The 11055-nt window shown below is 37.5% G+C and carries 8 protein-coding genes; 5 read left to right on the top strand and 3 right to left on the bottom strand.

The annotated features are described in order from the left end of the window. Positions 1–603: TIR domain-containing protein (locus tag ACS8FC_RS13660; RefSeq protein ID WP_439297169.1), on the bottom strand; the 603-nt coding region annotated here is incomplete at its 3' end. Further along, a complete protein-coding gene (locus ACS8FC_RS13655) occupies positions 593–895 on the bottom strand; it encodes a hypothetical protein (protein WP_290178488.1) in 303 nt (100 codons plus the stop codon). The genes ACS8FC_RS13655 and ACS8FC_RS13660, both read right to left, overlap by 11 nt. Positions 896–1097: 202 nt before the next feature. Between ACS8FC_RS13655 and ACS8FC_RS13650 the strand changes: the two genes are divergently transcribed. The 4 genes from ACS8FC_RS13650 (at position 1098) to ACS8FC_RS13635 (ending at position 9729) form a co-directional block, all read left to right on the top strand. Beyond that, positions 1098–3071: a site-specific DNA-methyltransferase gene (locus ACS8FC_RS13650; protein WP_290178487.1), complete on the top strand. Its 1974-nt coding sequence runs from the start codon at positions 1098–1100 to the stop codon at positions 3069–3071. Between the two features lie 47 nt (positions 3072–3118). Next, entirely contained in the window at positions 3119–6034 is a 2916-nt protein-coding gene (locus ACS8FC_RS13645) for a type III restriction-modification system endonuclease (RefSeq protein ID WP_439297168.1), read from the top strand. A gap of 159 nt (positions 6035–6193) precedes the next feature. Beyond that, positions 6194–7600 (top strand): SIR2 family protein, encoded by a 1407-nt coding sequence (locus ACS8FC_RS13640; protein ID WP_290178484.1) that lies wholly within the window; start codon positions 6194–6196, stop codon positions 7598–7600. Beyond that, entirely contained in the window at positions 7600–9729 is a 2130-nt protein-coding gene (locus ACS8FC_RS13635) for an ATP-binding protein (RefSeq protein ID WP_290178482.1), read from the top strand. The genes ACS8FC_RS13640 and ACS8FC_RS13635 overlap by 1 nt, the downstream gene beginning before the upstream one ends. A gap of 15 nt (positions 9730–9744) precedes the next feature. Here ACS8FC_RS13635 and ACS8FC_RS13630 read toward each other — a convergent pair whose 3' ends face one another. Further along, on the bottom strand, positions 9745–9954 hold the full coding sequence (locus ACS8FC_RS13630) for a helix-turn-helix domain-containing protein (protein WP_290178481.1): 210 nt from the start codon (positions 9952–9954) through the stop codon (positions 9745–9747). Positions 9955–10038: 84 nt separating this feature from the next. Between ACS8FC_RS13630 and ACS8FC_RS13625 the strand changes: the two genes are divergently transcribed. Further along, positions 10039–11055, top strand: a 1017-nt coding sequence (locus tag ACS8FC_RS13625; protein WP_439297167.1) for a hypothetical protein, incomplete at its 3' end; no start/stop codon positions are given.

Below are 11055 nucleotides of genomic sequence, written 5' to 3'. Positions count from 1 at the left end.
AATCGTCTTATTACCACTTGCCTGTTCATGAAGAACAATAGCTTCAAAATCATTTTTTTCTAGAAAACGTGCCATCATTTCTTTTGCATGATCGTCATGCCCATGAACGACAAATACTTTTCTATTAGATTGAGCTACAGCGTTAGCATCATATGTCTTAAGCTCAGGCTCAATTTTGCTATTTGAAGCAACATATTCTTTGTAGTCGCGCACAAATGGAATGATTAATCCTCTAACTAAATTATGAATACAAGAGATTATTTTATTATCGCGGCTACTAAAAAACTCGTATGCAAAATTTGACGCATAACTTGTATCATTACCTAGTTTTTGAACTAATGCATACTTTAGTCCCAGGTCTTGTTCATCACTACCAGTCCACTGTAGTTTGCTAGTGCCAAACATCCCTTGCTGAGTGGCATAGCTCGCCTCTAGAAATTGTTCTAAATCAATATTTTGAGTAAGTGTTTCATTGAAAGGCTGTAAGTCTTCATGGCTTAACAACTGAGCTAGATTTTCAAGCAACCCTTCATAGGTTTGGCTTTGTGAGGCTTGGAGATCTAACACGGTATTATCAATTTTTTTGAATAGATCAACGGCCATTTTCATTCCCCTCACTATCAGCCTGTATTCTTGCTTCACTTGCTTTATCTACAATCATCTGCCTATAGGCTGCCTTTATACCGTTAGCCATGTCGATAGCCACAGGATTTGAAGCGTAATTTTCGAACTTTTTATCAATCATATTTTCCATTTCAACGATAGCTAACTCAATGCTTTCAGCACTTTCAGCATCGAACTGTATGGTTCCTAATTCACCTTCAAGCTCATCGGTCACTTTGCCCAACTCACTTAATGTCTTGTTCAGTTGATCCAGCCCTTTTATCTCAAACATCTTATCTACTCCTATTTCATGACTATCGAATTTTATAAAGTTATAATAGCAGGTTAGCTGATTAACAATTCACATTAGCCGAGCATATGCGACAATATGTGTCGTTTGAAATATTTGGCTCATTGTTTGGATAGAATGACTTTGTCATAATGCCAAAGCAGTTTTATAAGTGCTCCTTTTACCTTACACCTTAGGAAGTATCATGACCAACCTGTCTACCGAAACCCTCTTTGATGAAACTGAAACGGCAAATAGCAAACAAATTGCTATTTTGAAAAAGCATTTTCCTCAATGTTTTGACAAGGATGGTCACTTTCAGCCTGAAAAGATGATGGAGGTCGTAAAAGCCAACGAAGTAGATATGGTCAAGGAATCATATAGCTTAAATTGGCTTGGTAAAGCCTATGCTAGGCTGTTAACCAACTTACCGCCACAAAAGCTACTAAAGCCTGATACAGCCCATAACGAGAGCTCAGAGAACAGTGATAGCGGTAATGTACTGATTAAAGGCGATAATCTTGAAGTATTGAAGCATTTGGTCAATGGCTACCGTGAAAAAATTAAAATGATATATATTGATCCTCCTTACAATACGGGATCAGATGGGTTTGTGTACCAAGATAGCTTTAAATTTTCAGTGGATGATTTAAGTCGCTTAGCTGGTATTGATAAGGCTGAGGCGGAGCGTATTTTAAGCTTTAATGCTAAGGGTTCGAATAGTCACAGTGCTTGGTTAACCTTTATGTATCCTAGGTTGTATATTGCTAGAGAACTTCTTCAAGAAGATGGTGTGATTGCTATATCAATAGATGAAAACGAGTTTTTCACTCTTAGAACAGTGATGAATGAAATTTTTGGTGAGAGCAATTATTGCGGAGAGATCGTCTGGAAGAACACATCAAAGAATGATCAAAAATATATATCTTTCCAGCACGAGTACATTCTTATTTTTACAAAAAGTAAAGGCACAAATGAAGGAGACTGGACTGAAAAAAAAGGTGGTTTAGATGAAATTTATAAAGCCTTTGATAAATTCCATAAACAATATGGCGATAATTGGAACCAGATTCATAAAGAAGCGTTAGCTTGGTATAAAGGATTTCCACAGTCCAGCCCAGTTTTTTCGAGTAAACACTATAACTGGATGGACAATAGAGGAGTTTACTTTGCCTCTGATATATCTGGTCCTAATGATGGTCAATACGTATATGATGTAATGCACCCTACTACTCAACAACCTTGCAAGCAGCCATCAAGAGGTTGGTTTTGTCCTGAATCAAAAATGCTAGAGCTTATAGAGCAAGACAGAATCCATTTTGGGGAAGATCACACGAAAGTACCGAACAATAAGACTTACCTGAAAGAAACAGAAAATCAAAGTTTAACTAGCTTGAGATTTACAGATAGTCGTGCTTCTTCGAAGAGGCTAAGTAGATTGATGGGCGGGAAAGTATTTACTAACCCTAAAGATGAGCTACTTCTAGCTGAATTAATGAAAGCTTTTGGAGTTACGAATGAAGATATAGTTTTAGATTTCTTTGCTGGTTCAGGGACAACTGCTCACTCAATTTGGCACTTGAATGCGAAAGAGTCATCTAACTTAAAGTTTATTCTTGTTCAAATAGATGAAAAATCAAAGCAAAAATCAGAAGCATACAAAGCTGGATATCTAAGTATCTTTGATATAACTAAAGAACGGTTAAGTAGAACTGCTAAGATCTTTAAAGAAGAAATATCTAACAATTTTTTGGATTTAGGCTTCAAAATATTTGAAACCACTAATGATTTCCGTCCCAAGATAGATGATGACTTTGAAGTTAGTAATGAGAGCCTATTTGACGACATGGTGCTCAGTGATGAACAGTACCAAGCACTGCTGACGACATGGATGTTATATGACAATAACCATCTAACACAGCAAATTGAAGATATAGACTTGCAGGGCTATAACGCTGAGCTGGTGAATAAGAACCTATATCTAATCGCCTCTGACTTTGGCACTCAAAACTTGAAGTGCTTGTTAGACAAGTTAGATGAAGATAAAGATTTTGCGCCAGATAGAATCATAGTTAACGGCTACAACTTCGATACCGCCATGCAAATGGAGTTAAACGAAGCCATCAGAAGCTATCAAAACAAAAAGAAAATCACTATCAATATTATTGTTAGATACTAAATTTTTGATAGCTATTTTCTTTTTCAACTTCATAGACGAGAGTGACCATGGCAGGCTTTAACTTTGAACCAAATCTACCTCACCAAGAAAAGGCGATTACTGCGTTAATAAAGTCATTTTTGAACGTAGAATTTCATCCTTCCAGTGACTATATCATCAGCCAGTATATCAATCCTAAGATTAGCTTTAACGCTAGCGTACTAGCTAGTGATATCAAGCAAACTCAACAAGAGAACGGTATATTTGGCACAGACAAGCACAGTGATGACCTTGTGTTTGATATCTCAATGGAGACAGGGACAGGTAAGACTTATACCTATACCAAAACCATGTATGAGCTTAACAAAATCTATGAGCTGTTTAAGTTTATCGTCGTCGTGCCTACTCTTTCTATTAAAGCTGGTACGGTAAACTTCCTAAAGAGTGATGCTTTGCGTGAGCACTTTCGTCATGATTTTCAAGGTGAATATCATGATAAGCAAATTGTCACTTACGTGGTTGAAAGCAAAAAAAGTAAGAAAGGCAAAAGATCCTATATGCCAGAGTCTGTGACTCAGTTTGTGAATGCCAGTCACGGTGATAAGAGCAAAATTCACGTTTTGGTGATTAATCAAGGCATGATTAATTCGCCTACTATTCAAGAAGAAAGGTTTGATCGAGCACTGCTTGGAGAGAAGTATGATAGAGCAATCGATGCTTTAGCAGGTATTAACCCTGTCGTTATCATAGACGAACCACATAAATTTCCACAGACGGGTAAAACGTGGAAAAGCATATCAAACTTAGAAGCACAGTTCACGCTACGCTATGGTGCAACTTTCAATAATGAATATAAAAACCTCATTTACCATCTAACTGCTGTTGATGCCTTTAACCAAGACCTAGTCAAAGGAGTTACCGCCTATGTTGAAACCTTATCAGGTAATGACAACGCTAAACTCACTTTAAAGTCATTAGATGGTAAAGAAGCTGAGTTTGAGCTTAGCGAGAATGGTACCAAGACTCGCCATATACTTGGCAATAATGACTCACTTTCAAGTATCCATTCAGCGATACATAGTTTAAATATCGAAAAACTAAACAAAACTACTTTGGTTCTTAGTAACGGTATTGAGCTTAAAAAGGACGAGAGTATTAATCCTTACTCTTATCATGAGTCGCTTCAAGACAGTATGATTCAAAAGGCTATCAAAGAGCACTTTAAACTGGAGCGGGAGCTGCTTACTCGTAGTCCTCGTATTAAACCATTAACTTTGTTCTTTATTGATGATATTGAGGGTTATAGAGACGGTAATGAGCTCGCTGGCAGTTTAAAAACACAATTTGAGACTTGGGTACTGGCAATAGCTAAGTCCTCTCTTACCAAAGAAACAGATCCATTTTATAAACAGTATTTACAGCGTACTATTGAAGACATCAGTCTAACCCATGGAGGCTATTTTTCAAAAGATAACACGGGTAACGACGAGAAAATTGAAGCTGAGATTAACGAAATTTTGCATGACAAAGAAAGTTTATTGTCACTGGATAATCCAAGACGCTTTATTTTCTCTAAATGGACACTACGCGAAGGGTGGGATAATCCAAACGTCTTTCAAATTTGTAAGCTCCGTTCAAGTGGTAGTACGACCTCTAAATTACAGGAAGTTGGTCGAGGGCTACGTCTCCCTGTCAATGAACACATGGCGAGAGAGAAGACTGATGATTTTCGCTTAAACTATTATGTCGACTTTACGGAAAAGGATTTTGTAGAGGAGCTGACCCGAGAGATTAATCAGACCTCTGCTTCAGAAGTAGTGCCAGAGGAGCTAAGCAATGAGTTAGTTGAGCAAATCAAAAATCATTATGAAGTGAGTAAAAGAGAGCTCAGTAATCAACTTTATGACCAAAATTTAATTGATGATGATGAGAAATTCTTGGAGGGTGGTTATCAAGCCCTTAAAGACCTCTATCCTGATGCCTTTGGTAAAGCACTTAAAAAAGGCAAAATTGAGAATAAGTCTAAAGAGGACACTAAATCTAAAACCAAAGTTAGACTCGGTAAGTATGAAGAACTTAAGGAGCTATGGGAGCTGATTAACCAGCGCGCTATTTTAGAATATCAGTTTGAAGATGAGGGTAATTTTTATGAAAAGCTACTTATGGACTATCTCAAGCAAGAAATTACCGCTAATAACTTCAGTAAGACTGGACTCGTAACAAAGGTATCGAAGCTTCATATCTACAATAACCAAGCTGGTTATCAGAGTATATATGACGATGAGGAAGACTTCGCAAAAATCAGCACAATGAGTTACGGCAGTTTCTTACGTCAGTTATCTGAAAAGACGTATATAAAACTGCCCACCTTACATAAAGCGTTCGTTACTCTCAGACATCTAAAAGACAAAGGTGAACAGGGTCTAGATATTAATGACTACTTGAACATCCAAACTATCCGTAAGTTTACTGACGGGATAAAACTCTATTTGTTCCAAAATGCTATGCAGAAGTTTGAAATAGGCTATAACATCATATCTAATCAAGTTCATCCTACCAGCTATACAGATTCAACTGGCTCACCTTTACTCGAGTTAAAATCAGGTCAGCTAGGTATTCATTATGATAATGGTAAGCCCGATGATGCTTATCTTTTCGAAGATGTCTTCTATGATTCGCCTTTAGAAAAGCAGAATATAAAAGAGGAAATAAAGCATGTGACGGTATTTAGTAAGATTCCCCGAAATTCAATCAGAATACCAATAGCTGGGGGCGGCACTTACTCACCTGACTTTGCTTATGTTGTTGAGACTGATAAAGGTCAAACGCTAAATTTAATTATTGAGACTAAAGATACCAGCTCATCTGATAATCTGAGAGCAGAGGAAAGCCGTAAGATAAAGCATGCTGAGAAGTTGTTTAATCAGATGGAAGCAGACGGGCTTAGTGTGAGTTTTAGTACCCAGTTTAAGATGACCTGGTAAAAGATATTGTTAATAAGGCGTTAGAGAATGATAGGTCTTCATAGCATAACAATAGCATTTAAGGATATTGTAGCTTGAATCGCTCTTTATGGATAATGGCATTAGATATTATGTGATTTCATATCTTCAGTGTTACCAATTTAAGCAAAAAGGATTTTTATGTCTAATTACCCAAATATAATTAAAGTAAGAGATGATCATGAACCTACGTTTTTTGGAGTAACTAGTATTACGGAAGATGATCCCGATATTAAAAATAATAAAGAAATGAAGTTCACGTCTGACCCAAATTCAAACCCTGCTTGGTTAAACGGCTCTGAAAGCTTTAGTCATCGAGACCTAAGATCTCGTATAGAACCTTGGCTTACTGCTTTATTTCAATCTGAACATCTTTCATTGCTTGCAGGTGCAGGTATTACTCATGCTATTCACTATATTGCAGCTGATGAACCTGCGGCAGGAATGGTTAAATTAGATTTAAATACGCATGGTAAAGAAATTGATGAAACGGCTAGTGAGTCATCTAAAGCTGCTGGGCGTAGAGAAGGTAATATTGAAGACCAGTTACGTGTGGCTAATGAGTTACTTAGAGGTTTAGAAATACTTAACAAACCCGAAGCTTCATTGTTAAGAAGTGAGCTTGAGTCTGGGTTAAAAGAATTTGCTGAAGCAATATTAACCAGCGAACGAAATATAGCCAAGTCTAGTGAAAAAAATCGGGAATTAGCATTTAATACTCTTGTCACTTTCTTAATGAGTTTTGCGAGTAGAACTGGGGTTCGCGACCGTTTAAATATATTTACCACTAATTATGACCGATTGATTGAGACTGGAGCAGAAATTGCTGGTATTCATTTAATCGATCGTTTTATTGGCAATATATCTCCTATATTTAGATCATCTAGATTAGATATAGATTTACATTATAATCCGCCTGGAATACGTGGTGAACCGAGATATTTAGAAGGAGTAGTGAGATTTTCAAAGCTACATGGTTCTATTGACTGGCTACAATATGGTGATGATATCAGAAGAGTGGGGCTTCCGTTTGGAGCCTCGTCTTTAACGCCGTATCTTGATGTAGCTGGGTATCCCGATACAACAGCGCATAAAATGATGGTCTTTCCTAATGCAGCAAAAGATCAGGAAACTGCAAATTATCCATATATTGAACTATTTCGTGATTTAGCATCAGCCGTTTGTCGTCCGAATAGCACATTAGTGACATATGGTTATAGCTTTGGGGACGAACATATAAATCGTGTAATGAGAGATATGTTAACTATACCATCCACTCATCTCGTTATTATTTCATTTAATGATCCTTTAGGCCGAATCATGAAGCTATATGATGAATGGGGTCGTCACTCACAAATTAGTTTGCTAATAGGTCCCGAACTAGCTGATATAACAAATTTAACTCAGTATTATCTACCAAAAGCAGCCATTGATAAAACTACTTCTCGCATGACAGAACTTCTTAAACAACGGTTGCCAAATGTAAAAGAAGAAAAGCCTTCAGACATTGAGTTAGATTCAATTGGACCAGTTATAGGGATTTCGTAATGTCAATATCTCCAGTTGCTTACGCAGAGTCATTAAGGGTTGGTACTGTTGATTTTGTATCTCCAGATCAAATCAAGGTACTTATTGATATTGACGCTCCAGATGGAACAGCTTTGAATACTGGTACGCCTCGCCCATTTCCAAGAGTTAACGGGTATCTGCTTATTCCAAGTGATTCAGGCTATCTTGTAGGTCAAGTAGAATGGATAACAATTGAACGCTCACAATACCCCAAGAGACGGGGGCTGCAGGATTTTGGTCTTATAGACTTACCTTATCCTCTAAGAAAAATGAGTTTAAACCCTTTAGGATGTTTGATTTTTGACGAAACAGATAGTTGTGGTAATGAACATTATAAATTCGTACGTGGTGTAAAAGGTTATCCAAGTGTTGGTGTGCCTGTACTGCTGCCTACCAAAAGCCAGCTCAGAGACATCATTGAATCAGGAGCAAATAGACGAGTTTTGATAGGTACAAGCCCTCTAGCTAATGATGCGAAAGTAATGATTGATCCTGATAGATTGTTTGGTAGACATTTAGCGGTGTTAGGTAATACAGGCAGTGGTAAGTCTTGTTCTGTAGCTGGTTTAATTCGCTGGTCACTTGATGCTGCTAAAAAGGCTAGGACTGACGGTGGTGAACCTAATGCAAGGTTTATTGTATTAGATCCTAATGGTGAGTATGCAAAAACCTTCGAGGACTTGACCACAGCTAAGATTTTTAAAGTTGACGCTTCTATATCAGACTCTACTGAAAGCAGCATAGAAGAAAATACGTCAGAGGCTTTAGAAGTACCATTGTGGTTCTGGAATAGTGCCGAATGGTGTGCATTTACTCAAGCGAGTGCAAAGACACAGCGTCCAACTTTAATACAATCCCTACGAAATGTCCGAGAGGGTGTTTTCCAAGAAGGTTTAACTACTAGTCAGGAAATGCGTAGACATTTAAAGATTTTGTTAAATATCACACATATAGAGATGCACTCTAGTGGACCTTATACAAAGTTTCCATATCCAAAGAATTTTCTTGAGATGATCAAGAAATGGAGGGACGGCTTAAGCCCTCTTAATGAATTTAGTGAAGAGCAAAGTGAGTCTTTAAATGAAGTAATTATTAAAATTAATAGTTTTGAGCAATCTAGAAGTGGAAATTATCCAATATGGCAGTTTACTAGACCCGAAATAATTGAGTTTTATGGGTTTCTAAAAAAAGCACATTCAAGCTTTGGAGGACAAGATACTGACGTTTTACCAATAGATGCGGATATCCCTAGAAAGTTTGAGGGTAATCAGCTTATCAAAAGTCTTGAGGCAAATGCTGAGCTTTTGAAAGTAACAGATCATGTTGAGACTCTACTAATGAGAGTACGTTCAATTCTTTCGGATACTCGAATGAAGTCTATTTCGAGCGATTCGAATATAGAACTGCATGAATGGCTAGAGAAATACATCGGAGATAACAAAGCCTCAAACGGTTCAGTGACGGTTATAGACTTATCCTTAGTGCCTGCTGATATTATTCATGTTTTAACGGCTGTTATTGCTCGGATAACGTTAGAGTCTTTACAGAGATATCGCAAACTAAATGACGGAAAAACACTACCGACAGTGTTAGTCATGGAAGAGGCGCATACATTCGTCAAACGTTACAAAGATGATAATGAGTATCATGGCTCTGCGGAAGTATGTTGCAAGGTGTTTGAAAAGATCGCTCGTGAGGGACGAAAGTTTGGGCTAGGCATGGTTTTGTCATCACAGAGACCAAGCGAACTATCCCCTACTGTATTATCTCAATGTAATAGTTTTCTCTTACACCGAATAAGTAATGAAAGAGATCAAGAATTGGTACACAAGCTTGTTCCTGATAACTTAAGAGGTTTGTTGCGAGATTTACCAGGGTTGCCTTCAAGAAATGCGTTTTTGCTAGGATGGGCTTCTGAGCTACCAGTTTTAGTTGAAATGAATCATTTACCAGAAGGTCATCGCCCAAAATCAAATGATCCAGATTATTGGGACGTATGGACAGGTAAAAATTCTAAAGGTGAAGACATACAAAGAGATGTTGATTGGAAGCAAATTACCGATGATTGGCAGCAGTTAGTAAATAATGTTGAAAATGACGATAACTAGGATGATCTCGGACTATTAAACTAGATCATTTATGTCAACTCCTAAAGCCTCACAGATCTCATAGACCTTTTTGAGCGTGATGTTCTTCTCACCACGCTCAATATTTCCCATATAGCTTCTATCGATTCCTGCTAGTTCAGCCAGTTTTTCCTGAGATATTCCTTTATTTCTTCGTACCTCACGAACACGCTTTCCAAAAGCTATCATGCGCTCATCTGTCGTCATCTCATTAACCACTGCTAAAAATAGCAATACTCACAGTGGTCAGCTATAATATCCACGGGATATAGTCGGTATTGAGAGATAAGTATGAAAACTAAATTAGAGTATCAGTCAGATATTACAGAAACTAATAAGCTTATCTGTGAGAGGTACTGGCTAAGAGAAGGCGGTAAAAGAAGTGGTTTTATATATACCTGTAGAGAGATAGGTCAAGAGTTTGGCTCTAAGCATCAAGATATACCTAATATCGTTAAGGCAAATGCTCACCTAATCGTACTAGATTGCCAGTGTGTAGACTGCGGTAAACCTAAGGTTTGCCATACTCGTTCACAGCTGGTTCACTTAAAACCTGATAGTTGGCAATGTGACGAGTGTTGGAACGTTTTTCTAGAAAGAAGAGAGCAAGAACATCTAAAGTACTGTCTTGAGCAAGAGCGTTTAAAAGAAGAGCAAAGACAAGCAACTCTCGAACATATTAATAACTATAGAGGCATTCAATTAGCTGAGGTCCCGTCAGTAACTGATCTTAATGAAGTAGATAGGCTTTTACTTGCTGCCACTATAGACAGCCTAGGAACAGAAAATCTAAAAACAACGATCTCTCTACGTAATAATCTATCATTAGCTTTGTCACCATTCTTTGGGTTGGATGAACATATACTCCATCATCTTTTCAAATTGAACCTACTCCTATTAGCTCCTGAAGAGAGCTATGACTACGTTAATGTTAATAGTAAACGAGCACTAGAAATTGATTATCATCAGGTAAATTTTGAGTTTGCTTATGGTAATGACGATCTCACTAAAGCAATGTTGGATGCTAAATCTAAGAAGAATATCAGTTCCTTAGTAGCTAATCCTCAGTTTGAAAGTTGGTGCCAGCAAATACAGCTAGGAGAATGTTTGAGCTACTTAATTACTAGGTCAAAGATAAATGACTTGGCACCGTCTATTGGTGACAAGCTCGTAAGCTTACTTAGAGTTTGTTTAGCTGAATGTTCTGTATCTGTTATGCACTATATAATCTATAAAGCGGTTGAAAGTGCTGCTGCCTTCGTGCAAAAACCGAATATTACTAGAAAGCATGCATCAAACTCTATTTCA

Source organism: Psychrobacter sp. 1Y4, from assembly GCF_051847555.1.
The sequence above is the reverse complement of the archived record's forward strand: the minus strand, read 5'-3'. Positions and strand labels throughout refer to the sequence as shown.

Bases quoted from the DNA above. Each gene is read 5' to 3' on its own strand.
- ACS8FC_RS13645 (WP_439297168.1), top strand. From the start codon at position 3,119: ATGGCAGGCTTTAACTTTGAACCAAATCTACCTCACCAAGAAAAGGCG.
- ACS8FC_RS13655 (WP_290178488.1), bottom strand. From the start codon at position 895: ATGTTTGAGATAAAAGGGCTGGATCAACTGAACAAGACATTAAGTGAG.
- ACS8FC_RS13650 (WP_290178487.1), top strand. From the start codon at position 1,098: ATGACCAACCTGTCTACCGAAACCCTCTTTGATGAAACTGAAACGGCA.
- ACS8FC_RS13640 (WP_290178484.1), top strand. From the start codon at position 6,194: ATGTCTAATTACCCAAATATAATTAAAGTAAGAGATGATCATGAACCT.
- ACS8FC_RS13635 (WP_290178482.1), top strand. From the start codon at position 7,600: ATGTCAATATCTCCAGTTGCTTACGCAGAGTCATTAAGGGTTGGTACT.
- ACS8FC_RS13630 (WP_290178481.1), bottom strand. From the start codon at position 9,954: ATGACGACAGATGAGCGCATGATAGCTTTTGGAAAGCGTGTTCGTGAG.